Origin of the sequence: Streptococcus sp. FSL R7-0212, assembly GCF_038007985.1 — a bacterium.
Lineage (GTDB): Bacteria > Bacillota > Bacilli > Lactobacillales > Streptococcaceae > Streptococcus > Streptococcus parauberis.
This window is the reverse complement of record NZ_JBBOYF010000001.1, coordinates 242,689-262,641: the sequence shown is the minus strand read 5'-3', so window position 1 is coordinate 262,641 and position 19,953 is coordinate 242,689. Positions and strand designations below refer to the sequence as shown.

General features: G+C 37.4%; 17 protein-coding genes. 2 read left to right on the top strand and 15 right to left on the bottom strand.

Annotation, left to right across the window (positions count from 1 at the left end):
• Positions 1-35: 35 nt before the first annotated feature.
• Together MKY69_RS01470 and MKY69_RS01465 are read right to left on the bottom strand one after the other, a co-directional pair.
• Positions 36-1,165, bottom strand: a protein-coding gene (locus tag MKY69_RS01470; protein WP_445684232.1) for an IS3 family transposase whose coding sequence is annotated in 2 segments (ribosomal slippage) — positions 36-892 and positions 892-1,165 — 1,131 coding nt in all. Because the reading frame shifts where the segments join, the coding sequence is not laid out codon by codon here.
• A gap of 145 nt (positions 1,166-1,310) precedes the next feature.
• The gene (locus tag MKY69_RS01465; protein ID WP_004235264.1) at positions 1,311-1,655 is read right to left on the bottom strand and encodes a hypothetical protein; all 345 of its coding nucleotides are present in this window, start codon (positions 1,653-1,655) and stop codon (positions 1,311-1,313) included.
• Between the two features lie 243 nt (positions 1,656-1,898).
• Here MKY69_RS01465 and def point away from each other — a divergent pair, with 243 nt between their 5' ends.
• Entirely contained in the window at positions 1,899-2,513 is a 615-nt protein-coding gene (gene def, locus MKY69_RS01460) for a peptide deformylase (protein ID WP_004235265.1), read from the top strand.
• A gap of 175 nt (positions 2,514-2,688) precedes the next feature.
• Here def and MKY69_RS01455 read toward each other — a convergent pair whose 3' ends face one another.
• The 9 genes from MKY69_RS01455 to MKY69_RS01415 all read right to left on the bottom strand — a co-directional run bounded on the left by MKY69_RS01455 (position 2,689) and on the right by MKY69_RS01415 (position 14,982).
• On the bottom strand, positions 2,689-3,237 hold the full coding sequence (locus MKY69_RS01455; protein WP_175282155.1) for an NADPH-dependent FMN reductase: 549 nt from the start codon (positions 3,235-3,237) through the stop codon (positions 2,689-2,691).
• A gap of 294 nt (positions 3,238-3,531) precedes the next feature.
• Positions 3,532-4,146, bottom strand: coding sequence for a nitroreductase family protein (locus tag MKY69_RS01450; protein WP_037622020.1), 615 nt, complete (start codon positions 4,144-4,146; stop codon positions 3,532-3,534).
• Between the two features lie 137 nt (positions 4,147-4,283).
• Positions 4,284-4,709 carry a MarR family winged helix-turn-helix transcriptional regulator gene (locus MKY69_RS01445; RefSeq protein ID WP_003105345.1) on the bottom strand — a complete coding sequence of 142 codons (426 nt, stop codon included), beginning with the start codon at positions 4,707-4,709 and terminating at the stop codon, positions 4,284-4,286.
• Between the two features lie 93 nt (positions 4,710-4,802).
• Positions 4,803-9,200: a PolC-type DNA polymerase III gene (locus tag MKY69_RS01440; RefSeq protein ID WP_340790840.1), complete on the bottom strand. Its 4,398-nt coding sequence runs from the start codon at positions 9,198-9,200 to the stop codon at positions 4,803-4,805.
• Positions 9,201-9,313: 113 nt separating this feature from the next.
• Complete coding sequence (locus MKY69_RS01435; protein WP_100084135.1) at positions 9,314-10,123, bottom strand: DUF975 family protein; 810 nt, start codon at positions 10,121-10,123, stop codon at positions 9,314-9,316.
• A 129-nt stretch (positions 10,124-10,252) separates the two neighbouring features.
• Positions 10,253-12,109, bottom strand: a complete 1,857-nt coding sequence (locus MKY69_RS01430; RefSeq protein WP_003105719.1) for a proline--tRNA ligase — start codon at positions 12,107-12,109, stop codon at positions 10,253-10,255.
• 23 nt (positions 12,110-12,132) lie between these two features.
• A complete protein-coding gene (rseP, locus tag MKY69_RS01425) occupies positions 12,133-13,392 on the bottom strand; it encodes an RIP metalloprotease RseP (RefSeq protein ID WP_004235275.1) in 1,260 nt (419 codons plus the stop codon).
• Positions 13,393-13,420: 28 nt separating this feature from the next.
• A complete protein-coding gene (locus MKY69_RS01420; RefSeq protein ID WP_003104075.1) occupies positions 13,421-14,215 on the bottom strand; it encodes a phosphatidate cytidylyltransferase in 795 nt (264 codons plus the stop codon).
• Positions 14,216-14,232: 17 nt separating this feature from the next.
• Entirely contained in the window at positions 14,233-14,982 is a 750-nt protein-coding gene (locus MKY69_RS01415) for an isoprenyl transferase (RefSeq protein ID WP_062806741.1), read from the bottom strand.
• A gap of 219 nt (positions 14,983-15,201) precedes the next feature.
• Here MKY69_RS01415 and MKY69_RS01410 point away from each other — a divergent pair, with 219 nt between their 5' ends.
• On the top strand, positions 15,202-16,458 hold the full coding sequence (locus MKY69_RS01410; RefSeq protein ID WP_017768237.1) for an ISL3 family transposase: 1,257 nt from the start codon (positions 15,202-15,204) through the stop codon (positions 16,456-16,458).
• A 116-nt stretch (positions 16,459-16,574) separates the two neighbouring features.
• Here the strand turns inward: MKY69_RS01410 and yajC are convergent, their stop codons facing one another.
• The 4 genes from yajC to galT all read right to left on the bottom strand — a co-directional run bounded on the left by yajC (position 16,575) and on the right by galT (position 19,950).
• On the bottom strand, positions 16,575-16,961 hold the full coding sequence (yajC, locus tag MKY69_RS01405; RefSeq protein ID WP_003106024.1) for a preprotein translocase subunit YajC: 387 nt from the start codon (positions 16,959-16,961) through the stop codon (positions 16,575-16,577).
• Between the two features lie 70 nt (positions 16,962-17,031).
• Positions 17,032-17,376 carry a thioredoxin domain-containing protein gene (locus MKY69_RS01400; RefSeq protein WP_096633900.1) on the bottom strand — a complete coding sequence of 115 codons (345 nt, stop codon included), beginning with the start codon at positions 17,374-17,376 and terminating at the stop codon, positions 17,032-17,034.
• A gap of 100 nt (positions 17,377-17,476) precedes the next feature.
• Complete coding sequence (gene galE / locus MKY69_RS01395) at positions 17,477-18,472, bottom strand: UDP-glucose 4-epimerase GalE (protein WP_004347007.1); 996 nt, start codon at positions 18,470-18,472, stop codon at positions 17,477-17,479.
• Between the two features lie 2 nt (positions 18,473-18,474).
• Entirely contained in the window at positions 18,475-19,950 is a 1,476-nt protein-coding gene (galT, locus tag MKY69_RS01390; RefSeq protein ID WP_003103637.1) for a UDP-glucose--hexose-1-phosphate uridylyltransferase, read from the bottom strand.
• Between the last annotated feature and the right edge of the window lie 3 nt (positions 19,951-19,953).

Sequence of the window (19,953 nt, the reverse complement as noted above, 5' to 3'; positions counted from 1 at the left end):
CTGCACCCCAATAGTGGGACAGAAGAAAAACACTCTTATGAAACCAATTTTCTGAATTGAACAGGAGATTGGTTTTTTAAATGACGTTGAATTCTAGTTTCATTATAAAATGTTATGTAATTTTTAACAATATTTGTTATACTAACTTTGTTGTGTTTTCTCCTATCTTGGAGATAAAAGGTTTCAGTCTTTAAAGCGGAGTGAAACCATTCAATACAGGCGTTATCTGCAGGTGTCCCTTTTCGAGACATTGAGCGGGTAATGCCTTTTTCAATACAAGCGAGATAGTAAGCATGTGATGTATAGACAGATCCTTGATCACTGTGTAATAGGACTCCTGATTCTAAATCAAGTTGATTAAGGGTATCAAGTACAAGATCATTGTCCTGTGTATCTGAAATAGTATAGGCCACAATTTCACGATTATAAAGGTCCATAATAGATGACAAGTATAAGGTAGTTTTTCCAAAGTTGAGATAAGTAATATCTGTAACTAGTTTTTGTAATGGTCTGGTTGCCTTAAAGTCACGGTCTAGCTTATTGTCTGTGACGTAGTATGGCCTACCTAATTTAGGGGACTTCTTTATTCTAGTGCGACATAGCCACCCTCTGCTCTTCATGATACGATAGACTTTCTTTACATTGGCATTAATCCCAAACTCTTTCTTTAGAAGACTTGTAATGGTTCTATAACCATATATAAACTTATATTTTAAGCAGAGCTCTTCAACTTTTTCGATAAGACTATCATGAATAGGAGGCTTGATATTAGATTTCCACCGATAATAGGTTGAGCGTGAGACCTTAAAACAGTCCAGAATAAAACCTAATGGATACTGATATCTGTAGTAATCAACAAGCTTGATGAGTGTTACTTTATCGATTTTCTCATCAAGCTTTGATACTTTTTTAAAAGTTCAACTTGTAGTTTTAATTGCTCAACTTCTGATAACTGTTCCATTCCTTGACCGTAAGTATATTGCTTACCTACAGGTTGATGAAAACGATACGTTTCTCCTTTTTGATACCAGCGCCACCATGTATATATCTGGCTTTTATTTTTAATACCAAGTCTATCCATAATAACTTTTTCGGGCTTACCTGATTTCTTCATTTCAATACAGGCTAATTTGGTTTCTAACGAGTAAGCTTTTTTGACCATAATAAAACACTCCTGATTCTATTTTACTAGAATTCTACAGGAGTGTTTTTCTTGTGTCTCATTTATTGGGTGCAGTGCCTATGCTAATTTTTTTTGTTTTTAACTTTTAAAAGTTGCTTGTCTGTAAAAAACAAGACATATATACCACTTAAATCATTCCTAAAGGCCCTGAAAACTGTTCAGTCTGAACTACGACTTGTTGGTCAGTTAAATGATATTGTTTCATAAGATAATTTTTGAGGTTTTTATCATTCATTTTAGATTGAACTGAATAAGAAGACAAGTCTTTACTATTAGCTACAATCTTTATTTGTTTTAGTAATATACTATCTTTTTGAAGGTTAATTATCTTTCCTGGATAATTGAAACGGATATAGTAATCATAACCTAAATTCTTAGTCACCCATATTTTTGCCTTAACTGCTGAATACATTCCGTAAAACATCCCAACTATCAAAACAAACACAATAATTTGTTCAAATTGATCACTCATAAATCTCACACTTTCTTCCTATGTGTTTACTATATATTTTTTATTATTTCGAAATAATGATTTCATTATAGTCCCACCAAATCCCTCTTTCAAGACTTTTACAGTCATTATGAAAAATTATTTTTTGAGTCAGATTGTGCTCTATTATTTCTCATTTTTCATAGAGTCTTACCAGTTGTCTACTTTTAAAATAGCCTGAAATATGGTATAGTAGAGCCATTGAAAAGATTAAAAGGAGTAACAATGTCTGCACAAGATAAACTTATTAAAGCCAGTCATCTGATTGATATGGATGATATTATTCGTGAAGGGAATCCTACTTTAAGGGCACATGCTGAGGAAGTTTCCTTACCTCTTTCAGACCAAGACCTTATCTTGGGAGAAAAAATGATGCAATTTCTGAAAAATTCACAGGATCCAGTAATGGCTGAAAAACTTGGCCTACGTGGTGGCGTTGGTTTAGCAGCACCGCAATTAGATGTTTCAAAACGTATCATCGCAGTTCTCGTTCCTAATATGGAAGATGCTGAAGGAAATCCTCCAAAAGAAGCATTCAGTATTAAAGAAGTTATGTATAATCCTAAGATTGTTTCTCATTCTGTTCAAGATGCTGCACTTGCTGATGGCGAAGGCTGCTTATCTGTGGACCGTTTGATTGAGGGCTACGTTGTTCGCCATGCTCGTGTGACTGTTGAATACTTTGACAAAGAAGGCGAAAAACATAGAATTAAATTAAAAGGCTACAATGCAATTGTTGTTCAACATGAAATTGACCATATTAATGGGATTATGTTCTATGACCATATTAACAGTGATACACCCTTTGCGATTAAAGAAGGCATGCTGATTATTGAATAACAATTGCAAAGTTAATTAGACAAAAAGTTCTCAAATTTCAAACTTGAGAACTTTTTTATTATAATTATGCAAGTTAATTCGGTTAAGGTGTCAACTGCTTTCAATTAATTTTAAATGTGGGAGCATCTTTTTGGAGAGGGTTATTTATTGCATCCCATATAATTTTAACTTGAAATTACGCTTCCATTGCTGCTAATAGAGCTTCTGCTTGAGCTATCAAGCTAGCTTTAGTATCTTCAGTTACTTCAAGAACCCCAGTCCCCCAAGCTTCTGGGTTAACTGTGGCTTTAGTGAATTCACCGGCAACTGATGTACGGATAAATGGCATCAAATCATTGTAGATTTGGAACATTTGATCATGTCCCCCATTTGCTACTGATGAAACAGTAACAATTTTTCCGCCGATAGCTGAAGGTCCTGTTGGGTCTGAGAGGTCTAAAGCACGTGAAGCCCAGTCAAGTAGGTTTTTTACTGAACCAGGAATAGAAAAGTTATAAACTGGTGAGAAAATCCAAATAGCATCTGCAGCTTGAATAGCTTCACGAACTTTAACTACTGATTCTGGAGCATTTGCTTCTAAATCTTGAGTAAAGACAGGTACTTGAGCCCAGTCAAGAAAAGAAACATTAGCTTTACCAGCTAATACGGTTTCAGCTGTCTCTGCCAATTGGTGGTTGAATGAACCTTTACGTAATGATCCGTCGATAAATAAAATATTTTTCATTTCTTTTTCCCCTTTGAAGATGGTTTTTAGTTTAGCAATGATAGACATTATTGTCTCCTAACTTTATCACTAAATAGTGATTATTTATACTATGTAGTAATTATATCATCTTCAGAGATTATGTAAAGAAATATGCTCCTCTTTATTATATTTTTAAATTTTTGTATAAATTATTTCATCAAAGATGCTGGCTTGCTGATGATTGTTTATTCAAATTAATAAAACACTCCTAAATTTAGGAGTGTTTTATGGATTATTCAGAGAGAGCTTCTAGCATTCTATTAGGAATTAGGATTAGCCAATTACTTTGAAACGATCTTCATCGTTCATAAATTCTTTATCCCCAGCAGGTGCTTCAATTGAGCCAAAGTTTAATTGTCCACGAAGTTTCCAGCTAGCTGGCACGTTGTATTTAGCAATAACTGATGCATCAATAACAGGATTGTAATGTTGTAAATTAGCGCCTAAGCCAAGTTCTGAAGAAAGTGCCGTCCAAGCATTAACACTTGTGATTCCTGAAGCTTGTTCTGACCAAACTGGGAAATTATCAGCATAAAGTGCAAATTGTTCTTGTAAACCTTTTACAACATCTTGATCTTCAAAGAATAATGCAGTTCCTTTTGAAGCTCCAAAGCTTGCAAGTTTTTCTTTAGTTCCAGCAATCGCTTCTTCAGGAGCACCTTGTTCTTTCATTGTTGCTTCTAAATCAGTAGCAACTAATTCATTCCAAAATGCTGATGCTTCATCATTCATTAAGATAAGAACGCGAGTAGTTTGGCTGTTGAAAGCTGATGGGGATTGACGAACCGCTTCTTTGATAACTTCAACGATTTTTTCATCTGATACTTCAGTATTACGACCTAAAGCATAAATTGAGCGACGGTTTTTTAATTCTTCTAAAAATGACATTTCTTTTTCTCCTTTGAATATGTTTTTAATTGTATCAACAAAAAGCATTATTGCCTCCTTAGTTTATTACTAAATAGTGATAAATTAATACTATGTAGTGATTATATCATCTTCAGAGTAAATGTAAAGGAATATGCTTATAAGTTTTTAAATTTTTTCAATAACTCTATTAACTGCCCTTGCTCATCTTCTGTTAAGACAGAAAATGCCTCTTCAACATAGCCAATATGGCTTGGCAAAGCCTTTTCAATCACTGCTTGCCCGTCTTCAGTTAAGCTAACTAGGAATGACCGCTTATCATTAGGACACGAAATGCGTTCAACCCAGCCCTTTTTCTCCATGTTCTTAATAACAACTGTCATGTTTCCAGATGTTGCCAAAATACTGTTGATTAGTTCGCCAATTTTCATCGTTCCTTTTGCATGTAACAAGTCTAGTACAGCAAATTGAGTTGGCGTTAAATCAAACTCTTTATAAGATTCTGAAACTTTAGCATCAATTGTTCGAAAAGCTTTACGCATCACAACCATTGATTTTACAGCATTATTTTTAAATTCACTCATGGTATCTCCTTTCTCTTCATTTCTATTTTTGTCATTTTACCACTAGATAGTAATAAAGTCAATTACTTGATTAAGTAATTGACTTTATTTATTTTAAAAGAAATCTTCGAAGAGACTTAGCTGGTTATCCTCTGGCATATTTCCAAGGATTCCCATATCATCCATTTTTTCAACTAATGTGGATGAAGCACCGCCTCGTTTACGCAATTCCATTTTAGATAGGAATTCGCCTTCTTGGCGTGCTCGAACGATTTGTTTGGCCACATTTTCCCCCAAACCTTCCATAGCAACGAAAGGCGGAATCAAGGTGTCGCCATCAATTTGAAATTCTATAGCTTCACTGCGGTATAAATCGAGTTTGCCGAATTTATAACCACGCTCAAGCATCTCATTGACAATCTCAAGAGTCGTGAAAAGATCATTTTCAACGTTAGTTACTTCATTGTTCTTGCGTTTAATTTGAATATCTTCCATTCGCGCCTTAACAGCTTTTAAACCGCCACTCATTGTTTTCAATTCAAAAGCTTTGGCTCTAATGGAAAAGTATGCACAGTAATACATTAATGGGTGATGAACTTTGAAATAAGCTACCCGTAAGGCCATTAAAACATAAGCTGCCGCGTGAGCTTTCGGGAACATGTATTTGATTTTTCCACAAGATTCAATATACCAGTCTGGTACATTATTTTTACGCATGGCTTGGATATAAGAATTACGTTCTTCTTCAGAAATTTTCAACCACATCCCTTTCCGCACCCGTTCCATAATGGTAAAGGCCATTTTCGGCTCTAAGCCAGCATGCATAAGGTAAACCATAATGTCATCACGACAACCAATAACGGTTTTTAGGGTTGCAATTCCTTCTTTAATCAAATCTTGGGCATTACCTAACCAAACATCGGTACCATGAGAAAGTCCAGATAACTGCAAGAGTTCGGCAAAGGTTGTTGGTCGTGTTTCATTAACCATACCACGAACAAATGACGTTCCGAATTCGGGAATACCAAGCATACCTGTTGGTGTGCCAATTTGTTCTGGTGTAACGCCAAGTATTTCAGTCCCTGAAAAGAGAGCCATAACTCCAGGGTCATCTGCTTGAATTGTTTTTGCATCGATACCTGATAAATCCTCTAGTTTTTTGATCATGGTCGGATCATCATGACCTAGAATATCTAATTTCAAGACGTTTTCGTCGATATCATGGAAGTTAAAGTGGGTTGTTTGCCAAGAGGCAGAAACATCTTCTGCTGGGAATTGAACTGGCGTAAAGTCATAGACATCCATATAGTTAGGAATAACAACGATACCACCCGGGTGCTGACCAGTTGTTCGTTTAACGCCGGCAGCACCTTTGGCTAGTCGATCAACTTCGGCATCACGATAGAATTTTCCAAAGTCCCGCTCATACCCCTTAACAAAACCATAGGCTGTTTTGTCGGCAACTGTACCTACAGTTCCGGCCCGGAAAGCATATTCTGCACCGAAAATATCCCTGACGTCCAAGTGAGCACTTGGTTGATCATCCCCAGAGAAGTTCAAATCGATATCGGGAACCTTGTCCCCATCAAAACCTAGGAAAGTTTCAAATGGGATATCTTGTCCATCTTTTTGATATTTAGTCCCGCAGTCTGGACAGTCCTTATCTGGCAAGTCATAACCTGAACCAACTGATCCGTCGGTAATGAATTCTGATCGTTGACACTTAGGACAAACGTAATGAGGTGGCATTGGGTTAACTTCAGTAATCCCAATCATGGTCGCAACGAAACTAGAACCAACTGATCCCCGTGAACCTACTAAGTAGCCACGCTCATTAGATCTGTTAACTAACATCTGTGACGCAAGATAAATCACCGCGAAGCCATTCCCCAAAATCGACGTCAATTCTTTTTCAATCCGTAAGTCAATGATATCTGGTAAAGGATTGCCATAAATTTCGAAGGCTTTTTGGTAAGTTAATTCGGCCACTGTTTCTTCTGCTTTTTCAATGAATGGTGTGTAAAGATCACCCTTTACAACTTCGACTTCTTCAATTCGGTCAGCAAAATCTTGAGTATTTTGAACGACAACTTGATAAGCTAAGTCTTCGCCAAGGAAGGCCATTTCATCAAGCATTTCATTTGTTGTTCTAAAATGAGCTTGAGGTAGTGGAGCAGGCTGAGCTCCTTCCCCACGTCCAATGGTTCTATTAATAATAGCCCCTTGTCCTAAACTGCGGACAATAATCTCTCGATAGATTTCATCCTCTGGCTCGATGTAATGAACATTCCCCGTAACTAGTACCGGTTTATTGAGACGAGCTCCCACTTCTATCAAATCTCTGATTATTTGATGAATACCTTCTTGATCTTTAATTAATTCACGCGCAATTAAAGGTTGGTAAATAGCAGGGGGCATGATTTCAATAAAGTCATAATATTTGCCGACTTCAACAGCTGCATCAACACCTTTATTTAAGACAGTGTCAAAAACCTCGCCCTCTGAGCAAGCCGAACCAAGTAGTAAGCCTTCTCTGTATTGGTCGAGAATTGTTCGAGGTATTCTTGGTACGCCTTCAAAATAAACGACATTTGACAGGGAAACCAGTTTGAACATGTTCTTTAATCCAACTTGGTTTTGAACATAGATTGTGGCATGTTTAACACGGGCCTTCTTATAAGAATCTTCCGCCACCAATTTTGTGTTTAAATCTAAAAGATTTGTCACATTATGCTTTTCTCTGGCATCTTTTAAGAAAATAAAGAGGAGACGACCGGTAGCCTCGGCATCATAATTGGCCATATGATGGTGATCAAGAGCTACTTGAAATCGTTTGGTTAAAGGACCAAGACCATGACGCTTATATTCTGGGTAAAGATTACGCGCAAACTCTAATGTATCAATGACAGGCTGGGTAATCTTTGGCAAATTCTCTCTAGCATAATTAGCATTCATAAAGCCTACGTCAAAGCTGGCATTATGGGCCACTAAAACGGTATCTTTACAAAAAGCTTGGAATTCTTCCAATACTTGATGCAATGGCTTAGCACCAACTAAATGATTATCTGTGATTCCTGTTAGTTCGGTTGTAAACGCTGACAAAGGGTGCCCTGGATCAATAAATTCATCAAATTGTTCCAAGATATTGCCTTTGTACATTTTTGAAGCAGCAATCTGAATCAAATCGTTATTCATAGCAGATAAACCAGTTGTTTCCACGTCAAAAACAACATAAGTACTTTCATGCAAATCCAAGTCTACTGGATCATATGAAATGGGAACCTTATCTTCCACAATATTAGCTTCAAGACCAAAGATTGCTTTAATTCCTGCTTTACGAGCACGGTGATAGCCATGTGGGAAACTTTGTACATTTCCATGGTCCGTGATAGCAACCGCCTTATGCCCCCATTTAGCTGCAGTATCAATCAGTGATTCAACAGTTGGTAAAGCATCCATGGTTGACATATTGGTATGAGCATGAAACTCGACCCGTTTCTTATCTGCTGGCATTAAATCCTTGCGTTCATGATGGACAATCTCCTTAACCTGTTGAACATTCATAGTTAAACTTTTGGTAAATTGATTATTCTCTACATTCCCTTGGACTCTCAGCCACGAACCTTTGGCAATCATGTCAAATTTACGCAGTTCGTCATCATCTTTTGCCCATTTTTGCATGGCAAAGCTTGACGTATAATCAGTCATCTTGAAGTTGATGATGTGACGACCAGTTCGCGTTGTTTTGCGTTCCACATCAAATACCATTCCCTCAAAGACAATCCGATTTTCCTCAGTCTCCACTTCAATCATCGGTGTAATAGGAGCCTTGTCAAATCCAGCTTGGCGTTGCGCAACCCGTTCTTTAAAGTCATAAGATGGTTTGCTTGCCTGTTCCTCAGGGGCAGGTTGCATCGCTTCAAGTGATTTTTGTGCTTCAAGATTTTCTTGAACAGCCTTTTCCAAAATTGCCTGGCGACTGTTATCAAAACTTTCTTGAAGTGTTTGGGTCATTTCTGAATCAGAGACCATGATAATCTCTAATTCCCCAAAACCAAAATCCTTAAATTGTTTGACCAAATTTGGAATGTGATTTTGTCTAAAGTGATCATTGTTAACAAAGTCAGGGGTCGAAATTTGGACTTGACCATCCTGAAAAGCAACCTTTAATTTGGCAAAAGAAGACTTAAAACTAGCTCCATTACAAGGCTCATGTTCAAAGGCTTCTTTATAATAAGCTTGTAAAAGTTGATCCGAAAATTCTGGATTTTCAACAGCAATATCAAACTTTATCTTGATTTCCGCAACTTCAAAGGTATACTTCAATCGATAGGCCAGTTCTTGATAGATTTCAATGGGCAATAGCTCCGCAAAGGAAAAATGAAACTCCCAGAGTCGTGACACAGAATGAACTTTAACTTCAATGATGTCCCCAGACGAAAAAGCACTTGAATTTCTCATTTCAAGCGGCATTTGGATCTGTTCCATTAGTTTTACGAATAAATCTGACATAGTTTTCTCCTGAATATCTTAGCCTATATTTTACCATAAATAGCAAGACATTTCGACCCTGACAATTAGGAAAAGAAAAAAGACTTGTTCCATAAGGGAAACAAGTCTTTCAATTATTTCACGATAACATCCTTAACTTCTGGTTGCCCCATTAAAGGAACATCCTTAACAATTTCTTCTTTTGATTCAACTATATCTTTTGGACTTGGTTCTGGATCAAGTTTTTTGGTAAAACTATTAAGTCCTTTATCAACTAATACATCATCATAAAAGGCCGCATTTGTAGCCATGACATATGGAATTAAGAAGAAATAACCAATCCCAGCACTAAGTGAAGCTAAGATAGCCCAGCCAATGAAGCTCAGTTGCAGAACAAAATAACGCCACTTATGACCATCCATTAATTCACGGCTACGGGTAATTGATTCCAGTGGTTTGCCGTCTAAACCTGATACCAAGCGATCAACCATAACATATGGGGCTTGTGAATAAGCAAGTCCTTTGATGATTCCAGGAATAACCAACAATAATCTCCATAAAAAGGTAAAGACCGCAATTAAAATATTTAATATAAAAAAATTAGTATAGTGCTTTGGTGTAAAGCCAAAAAGAACTGTCTCTTTACTATCTTGTTTTTGATTGCGAATTAAATCCATCGATCCTTTTGTGATGCCACTATAAACACCAACAATGGCCAAAGAAAATATAACCAGGATAAGAAATGCTAAGACTGTCCCTGTAGTTGTCAATGTTGTATTACCATTCATATCAGTTGAGCCATAATTTAACATTACTGCTATATAGGCCACCATATAAATGACGGTTACAATTGCTGTTGGTAAAGATAGTGTCAGCAATGCCCACTTCCAATTGCCCTTTAGGGAATCTTTTGCTTGACGTTTTAACTCTGATCTACTTTTCATAGGTGGAACCCCTTTCCCTCTTTTTTAGTATACCATGAAAGCAAGTTGAAAAAAATTAAAAACCTCATATCCACTTCTAATAATTGAAAAATTCGAAAAAACAAAAAGACCAGACGGACTGGTCTCTTCTTAATTCTCTTTTGTCAAAATTTCTAATGTTTCAGTTAAGTTTTCAGCATTGACTTCAATGCTGGCACCACTTGATTTAATCTTAATTTCAACAATACCTTCTGATGCTTTTTTACCAACTGTGACACGGATTGGCAAACCAATCAAATCACTGTCAGAGAATTTAGAACCAACACGTTCATTACGGTCATCCGTTAAGACTTCATAACCTTTAGCCATTAAGTCAGTTTCAATACGATTTGTTAATTCCTGTGCTTCTTGATCTTTGGTATTAACAGTAATCAAATGAACATCGAATGGTGCCAACTCTTTAGGGAAGTTAATTCCCCAGGCAAAACGATAGTCGCCTTTAGGCGTCTTACTAACGAACAGGCGCGCATGCTGCTCAATGACAGCTGATAAAATACGGCTCACTCCGATTCCATAACAACCCATAACAATTGGTACAGCTCGGCCATTCTCATCAAGTATGGTTGCTCCCAAGCTATCTGAATAGCGTGTGCCTAATTTGAAGATGTGACCAATTTCGATACCGCGGGCAAATTGAAGAACCCCATGTCCATCAGGAGAAATTTCACCTTCTTTAACTTCACGAATATCAACATACTCTGCTTGGAAATCACGTTCAGGATTGATACCAGTCAAATGGTAGCCATCTTTGTTTGCGCCGGCAACAGCGTTAGCAAGATTGGTCACCTTCCGATCAGCCACAATGCGAACAGTTTGAGGAAGGTTAACTGGTCCAAGTGAGCCAAAGTGAGCACCAAAGACAGCGAAAGCTTCTTCTTCAGTTGCTACTTCAAGAAAATCTGCTCCAAGATAGTTTTTCAATTTGACATCATTTACTTGGTCATTACCAACTAACAAAGCAATGACAGGCTCTTGGTCTGCCATAAAGAGAAGTGTTTTGATGGTTGCTGTTTCATCAATTGATAGAAATGCTGCAACCTCATCAATTGTTTTGCAATTTGGAGTTTCCACTTCAGCCAGTTCATTTTGTGCTTCAACTTTTTGAGATGGTTTATACTCATCACTGGCCATTTCAAGGTTGGCAGCGTAGCTTGATTCACTTGAGTAAGCAATCGTGTCCTCCCCAGAGATCATCCAAGCTTTTAGTTCTGCCTTAATAGCGTCCAAGACATCTTCAGGAATCTCATCTACCGATGGAATTGATTTATCAAGAACTAACCAACGATCAAGATCCGTACGTTCAGGCGTAATTGCCATGAATTCTTGAGAATCTTTCCCACCCATCGCTCCGCCATCACCAATAATACCTTTGAAATCAAGACCAGCTCTAGTAAAAATAGCTTCATAGGCACGACGGTAGTCTTCATAGGCAATATCAAGATCTTCATAATCAGGATGGAAGCTATAACCATCTTTCATGATGAATTCACGAGTGCGAAGCAGTCCATTACGTGGCCGTTTTTCATCACGGTACTTAGACTGAATTTGATAAAGGTTTAAAGGTAATTGTTTGTAAGATTTAACAGCATCACGAACTAATGTTGTAAACGTTTCTTCATGAGTTGGACCTAAGATAAAATCAGATTGGTCACGATTTTTCAATTTATAAAGGTCATCACCATAAGTTTCATAACGACCAGATTCACGCCATAAATCAGCTGTTAGTAAAGCCGGAGACAACATTTCAACTGCCCCAATTTTGTCAAATTCTTGACGCATAATGGTCTTGAATTTTTCAATTGTACGGTTAGCAAGTGGTAAATAAGCATAGATACCAGCCGAGACTTGTCTGACATAACCAGCACGAACCATCAAGGCGTGGCTGATAACTTGAGCATCACTTGGCATTTCGCGAAGTGTTGGAATAAGCATTTTAGATTGTTTCATTGTATTTCATTTCTCCTAGTTTATTAGAAAAAAGCACGCATAATATCGTTCCAAGTTACTGCAATCATCAATAAGACCATAATTGCAACACCTGCAAGCGTAATATAAGATTCAGTTTCTTGTTTCAGTGGTTTCCGACGAATAGCTTCAATTAAGTTGATGAAAATTTTACCACCGTCAAGTGCTGGAATCGGGATTAAATTAAAGATTCCAAGGTTGATTGATAGCATAGCCATCAAAGATAACACTGACTCAATGCCACTATTAGCAGCCTGATTAGACATTTGGTACATGGCCACGGGCCCACCTAATTTATCAAGACTAAAACCTGTGATTAAATTTTTCAGTGCTGTAATAATTAACAAAGCTCCGCGAACAGACATTTCAAAGCCGCCAACAATTTTATCTTTGAGACTTGTTTTTATCTTGGTCTGAACACCAATGATATATTGTTTGCCATTCTTTTTGGGTTTTAAGTTAACTATTTTTTTCTTGCCATGCGACAGCGTTGTCACTTGCAAGCTTTGGTTGTCTGCTAATTTTTGGGTTGACTGTTGAACAGCTTGTGTTAAATCTTCCCAATTTTTAACAGGGTACTGATTGATTTTGATAATTTGATCATCAGATTTAATCCCAGCTTTGGCAGCAGGGCCATTGTCCACAACACGGATCTGATTTGAATTATAGTCAGGAACACCGCCTTGAACGAAGGCTAAGACGATGAAGACGACCAAGCCAAGTATGAAGTTGTTCATCGGGCCAGCAAAGTTCGTGATCAATCTTCCCCAGATGCTAGCATTTTGATACTGAACATCTTTGGGGGCGATGCGAATTTCTGTGCCGTCTTCTTCAACAATTGTTGCGTCATGATCAACCGCATAAGTTTTGCGTTCATCAATCACCAATCCTGTGATTTCAAGCCTATCTTCTAAGTCATAAGCGGTCACATTCATAGGCAAACTTGTTGGATCAATCTTATTTTGAGATAAGTTAATTCGTTTAACCAGCCCTTGTTCATTCAAGGTCAAAGTGACCGGTGTTCCAGTTTTTATTTCAGTTGTGTCATCACCCCAGCCGGCCATGCGAACATAACCACCTAAAGGTAAAATACGAATAGTGTAAAGGGTTCCTTCTTTGTCAACTTGTGAAAAGATTTTCGGACCCATCCCTATTGCAAACTCACGAACTAAAATACCAGACTTCTTTGCAAAATAGAAATGTCCAAATTCATGGACAATGACTAATATTCCAAAGATGATAATAAAGGTAAATAAACCTAACATAACATTCCTTTCAGTCTATTTATTGGTTTTAGAATAAACCAAATAAATGCATAATTGGAAAAACAAAAATCATCGAATCAAAGCGATCTAAAATACCACCGTGTCCTGGAATTAGTTTCCCTGAATCTTTAACACCAAAATGACGTTTAATAGAGCTTTCCACTAAATCTCCAAATTGGGCAAAGACTGAGAAACATGCCACAAAAATCAACATTAAGAAGAAATTAAATGGTGCATAGACTGCTTTATCAACCAACATAAAAATTAAGGCTACGACAACTGCAGATAAGATACCGCCTAAACTACCTTCAATTGTTTTATTAGGTGAGACTTTTGGCAATAATTTACGTTTTCCATACTGGCGACCAATCAAATAAGCACCAATGTCTGTTGCCCAAACAATAAAGAGAGCTAACAAGACTTTATCTATTCCAGCCATTCTTGCATGAACAAGGTTTTGGAAGCCAATCCCGACATATAGACTAGCTGCAATCGGAAAAGCTGCGTCATCAAATGAATAACGTTCACTGTTAATAACAGTTCCAGCTAAAATTAAGAAGACAAACAAGCCATAACATGCAAAACTGGCGTCTATTGGTAAGAAAGTTAAGTATGAATCCATGGGAATTGTCAACACGAATGCAGCCATCATTGCGAGAGCTCCTTCAAATGAAAAAATTTCCAACCGTTTCATCTTGAACATTTCAGAGACTGCAATCATGGCTAAGCCTCCGACAAATAGTTGGAAGGGCAAGCTTCCAAACACTAAAAAGGGTAAAAAGATTACAGCCGCAATCAAGCCCCATATAACGCGTTCTTTCATAAAAACAATTTCTCCTACTAAACCCCACCAAATCGACGTTGACGGCGGTTATACTCTTCTAAAGCTTCAATCAGCTGTTCCTGTTTAAAATCAGGCCAGAGGACTGGTGTAAAATAAAATTCACTATAAGCTGACTGCCAAGGTAAAAAGTTGCTAAGACGCAACTCACCACTAGTCCTAATAATATAATCCGGATCTCGATAGAGATATGGAAGGTGATCAGTCATTAAATAATTGGCAATCATGTCCTCAGTAATATCACCTGGGTTCAAATTAGCATCTAAAACATCTTGAGCAATATTGCGAACAGCCAAAGTAATTTCAGCACGACCTCCATAATTCAAGGCAAAATTCAGAATTAAGCCTGAATTACGTCGTGTTCTCTCAATAGCATTATTTAAAGCAGTTAATGTTGCTTCTGGTAAACGATGTGTTTCACCAATCATTTGAATACGAACATTATTTTTATTTAATTCAGGAACATATTTGTCAAAGAATTCAACAGGTAAGTTCATAATAAAATTAACTTCGTCTTCAGGGCGAGACCAATTCTCAGTCGAGAAAGCATAAACAGTGAGAACTTTTATACCCAAATCAGAAGCGGCGATTGTTACTTCTTGAAGTGCATCCATTCCTGCTTTATGACCAAAAATGCGTGGTTTTAGGCGTTTCTTTGCCCAACGGCCATTGCCGTCCATGATAATTCCAATATGTTTTGGAATTTTATTTAATTTTGTATTTTTTGATTTTACTTTTAGTCCAAACATGTCTTTTCCTTATTTTAAGCGTACTTACATAATATTTTACCATAATAACCACTATTTTACTTACCTTTTATAGTCGATTTATGTAAAAAATGAGGGCTCTATAATTTCTGTAGTGGGTAAATCCACTGTAGAGATTATGGAGCCTTTTTGAGTATATACAAAAAGTCCCATATGACCTATAATGAAAAGTGCTCAAACTATCATTTTAGAAAGACTCATATGGAACAACTAAATCTTATCACAAATTTTCTCAGAATTAAAGACAAAAATATCACTATCACTGATGAATATGATATGGGAACTCACTTAGAACTCCACGGTCACTTGGACTACACAGCCCCTAAATGCCCAAAATGCAAGGGACAAATGGCTAAGTACGACTACCAGAAAACTTCTAAAATCCCCTACTTAGAAACTGCTGGCTACCCTTTACTTATCCGCCTTAGAAAGCGTCGTTTCAAGTGTAAAGATTGCGGAAAAATGGCGGTCGCTGAAACTCCTCTTGTCAAGAAGAACCACCAAATCTCTGTCGCTGTTAACCAGAAAATCGCACAATTACTCATCGAAAATCAAGCAATGAAACATATTGCACACAGGCTATCAATTTCAACATCGTCAGTTATGAGAAAGCTCAATGAGTTCAAGTTTGAAACGGATTGGAATACCCTACCTGAGGTGATGAGTTGGGACGAGTATGCCTTCAAGAAGGGGAAAATGAGCTTCATCGCTCAAGATTTCGACTCCCTAAATGTCATCGCCATTCTCGACGGAAGAACTCAAGCAACCATCCGAAACCACTTTCTTCGCTATCCTAGAAAGGTTAGAAATCGGGTCAAAGTGATTACCATGGATATGTTTAGTCCCTATTATCAACTTGCTAAACAACTTTTTCCGAATGCAAAAATTGTACTCGATCGCTTTCATATCGTGCAACACCTTAGTCGTGCTATGAACCGTGTCCGTATTCAAATTATGAATCAATTCGACAGAAAATCGCAGGAATACCGAGCCTTGAAACGTTACTGGAAATTGATACAACAAGATAGCCGTAAACTCAGCGATAAACGATTTTATCGTCCTATGTTTCGAATGCATTTGACTAACAAGGAAATCCTAGAAAAACTCCTGTCTTTCTCCGAGGAACTACGACAACACTATGTACTCTATCAGCTTCTCTTATTTCATTTCCAAGAGAAGAACTCAGACCATTTCTTTGACCTCATCGAACAGGAAATAGCCATCGTTAATCCTATTTTCCAGACGGTATTGAAGACATTTTTAAAGGATAAAGACAAGGTTGTAAACGCCATGGAATTGCCTTATTCCAACGCCAAACTGGAAGCTACCAATAATCTCATCAAAGTCATTAAGAGAAATGCCTTTGGTTTCAGGAACTTTGAAAACTTTAAAAAACGGATTTTGATTGCATTGAACATAAAGAAAGAGAGGACGAAGTTCGTCCTCTCTAGGTGTTAGCTTTTCATCTACCCACTACAGTTGACAAAGAGCCAAAATGAGCCCCTATAGCTAAATGGTAAACAAATAGCTACAAGAACTCATTTTGGATCAATATTATATAAATAAAAATAATATTATTTTGTTTCACTAATTGCTGATTCTTCTTGCACAGCTAGGTCAGTATCTTCCACAACTGGAAGACTTGCTTCTTCAGTTGCTACAGCTTCTTCTTCAGTGCTTGCAACTGTTTCAGTTACAGCATCACCTTTTGAGATAACGCGTTTGATCGCTGATAGCTCAAATGGTAGAAAGACACCATCGACATCTAAAATAACCCGGTTAGCCTCTTTATCAACATCATCGACAAATGCATACATGCCACCGATGGTAACAATTTGATCACCTTTAGCAATTGCATTTAATTGGTTTTGGCGTTCGCTAGCTTGTTTTTTTTGTTGACGTTGCATAACAAAGATTAAACCAATCATTACTGCAAACATTAATATTGTTGAAAGTCCCATAATTTCTCCTTAAGTCTATATAAAAGTCATGATTAACTATATCAAAATTGCTATCAGATAGCAAGTTTGTCTATGCATCAATAAAAGTAGCAATTGCTTCTTCACTCAATGATGAATCACATATCCGACGAATTGTTCCTTGATCAGTAACCACTAAGGCTGGAACGGTTGGAATATTATGTAACTCTCTAAAGCGAGAAAGTAAGGCCATATCATCGATGTTATCACTAGCAATATAATAAACTGTTAAATCATATTCTTGACTGATTTGCGCCAACTTTGGTGCAAATCGTCGACAAAAACCACAAGTTTCACGCCCTAAAAAAGCAATAACCTTGTCTTCATTTTCTATTTTAGTAATCAACTCTTGAATGGAAATTTCAGTGAAATGATTTAAAGCATCCTCAAAATTCATAATTAACTCTTCTCTTTTAAATTTATATTGCTATTTTATGCAAAAAGTAATTATTTTTCAAGAAGAGAGACTAAAAAGACTAAAATTAGTCTTTTTAGCTTTATTTTTCGTAACCATTAGGATGGCTTGATTGCCATGTCCAGGCAGTTGCGATGATTTTTTCGATATCATCAAATTCTGGTTTCCAACCAAGAATCTCACGCGCTTTACTTGAGTCAGCAATCAAGCTATCCGGATCACCATGTCTACGTGGACCAATTTCAGATGGGATTGATTCTCCGGTTACTTTTCGTGCCACTTCTACAATTTGCAAATTCGAGAAGCCTGTAGAGGAACCTAAGTTAAAGGCAGTTGATTCATTACCTTCTTTTAAATACTTAACAGCAAGGCTATGCGCTTGCGCCAAATCAAAAGGATGAACATAATCACGGACATTTGTCCCATCTGCAGTCGCATAGTCATCTCCGAAGATTGTAATCTTGTCGCGACTTCCTTGTGCAACTTGCAAAACGATAGGAACCAAGTGCGTTTCTGGATTGTGGTCTTCACCTATGCTACCATCTGGTTTATCACCAGCAACATTAAAGTAACGAAGAGCCACAAATTTGATGCCATAAGCTTGATCACACCAAGCCATGATTTTTTCCATCATCAACTTGCTTTCGCCATAAGGATTAATTGGCTTTTGTGCTGTACTTTCTTTGATTGGCATTTCTTCAGGAATCCCATAAGTGGCTGCTGTTGATGAGAAGACAATGTTATTCACGCCACATTCGTTCATCACTTCCAACAATTTAACCATTCCTACAGTGTTATTATCGAAGTATTTAAGGGGGTTCTCCATTGATTCACCGACTAATGAATAAGCCGCGAAATGAATTACTGCATCTACTTGTGGATTTTCAGAAAAAACTTGACGCATAAAAGCCTGGTCGGCTAAATCACCTTCATAAAACTTAGCATCTTTATGGACTGCTTGACGATGCCCTGTAACCAAATTATCAACGACTACAACTTCTTCATGCTCCACTTCAATTAAACGATCAACCATATGTGATCCTATGTAACCAGCACCACCGAGTACTAAAATTGCCATTATTATTCTCCTTTTAAGCCCAAGTTTGAGATAAAGCGAGCAAAACCGACCTTACCTTCAGCTGTGTTCTTATAAACCCCAGCATCTTCTAAAACTTTGACGAAAACTTGTCCCACTTGTTCTTGAACATAATCATGCACACTAGCTCGGTCAAATGCACCAGCTACTTTGATCTGATCAGCCCATTCCTTGTGATAGTCTGCTATGCTATTATACTCATCTTGAAGATATTTTTCAACTTCCAAAAGTTCATCTTTTAACCTTGGCGGAAGAATCGCTAAGCCCATTACCTCAATTAGTCCGATGTTTTCTTTTTTAATGTGATGTAAGCCTTTATGGGGATGATAGACTCCGTCAGGAAATTGATCTGTCGTGTGATTATCACGTAGAACAAGGTCTAATTCAAAAAGTTGGCCGTGCTTGCGCGCAATCGGTGTTACCGTATGATGTCGTGTTTCTCCTGTATATGCAAGGATGTCCAGTTCCGCGTCACTATAATCACGCCAAGTGAGTCGAATTTTTTCTGCCAGTTGACTCATTCTCTCAGCATTTTTTCCTCTTAAACGGATCACAGACATTGGCCATTTAACAGTGGCTGTTTCAATATCCTCAAAACCTTCAATTGTGAAGACTTGGTCCAATTCTGCCAAAGCCATCGGAAAATCATGACGCCCTCCTTGGTAATGGTTATGCGTTAAAATTGAGCCTCCAACTATTGGCAAGTCGGAATTTGAGCCTGCTATGTAGCCCGGGAACTGATCAACAATGCCTAATAATTGGTCAAATGTTTTTTGACTAATCACCATTGGAAGATGTTGAGTATCTAAGAAAATGCAATGTTCATTGAAGTAGGCATAAGGCGAATATTGGAAGCCCCATTTTTCACCATCTAAATCCATCCGGATAATTCGGTGATTAGCACGCGCAGGATGATCAATTCTCCCCTGATAACCTTCATTCTCCATGCACAACTGACACATTGGATAAGTTGAACTTTTAACTAATTTTGCTGCCGCAATAGCTTTGGGGTCTTTTTCAGGTTTAGATAAATTAATGGTAATTTCCATATCCCCATATTCAGACGCCGTTTTGAAAGCAATATTTTTGGCAATAGCTGACACTTTTATATAATTATTAGCCTTGCTTAAAGCATAGAAATCAGAGATAGCCTTATCAGGAGATTTTTGATAAGTATCCCAAAATTGCTTGTTCAAATGACTTGGGGTTGGAGTAATGAAGTTCATTAATTCCGCACCCAAACAGTCTTTTTCTTCTAGTAAAGCTCCAACTTTTCCATTAGCTACTGCCAAGTCAACTAATTGATCTTTCAGTGCAATAAGCTCTGTTTGATTGCATTCTTGATCACTACCTTCCTCTCCAACAAGTGTCAAAACTCTGTTGTACAAGTAGATGTAGTCTTCTTCTTGGTAATCGGATGCAGCAATAACTGCATTAACAAATTGTTCAATTAGTTTCATTTC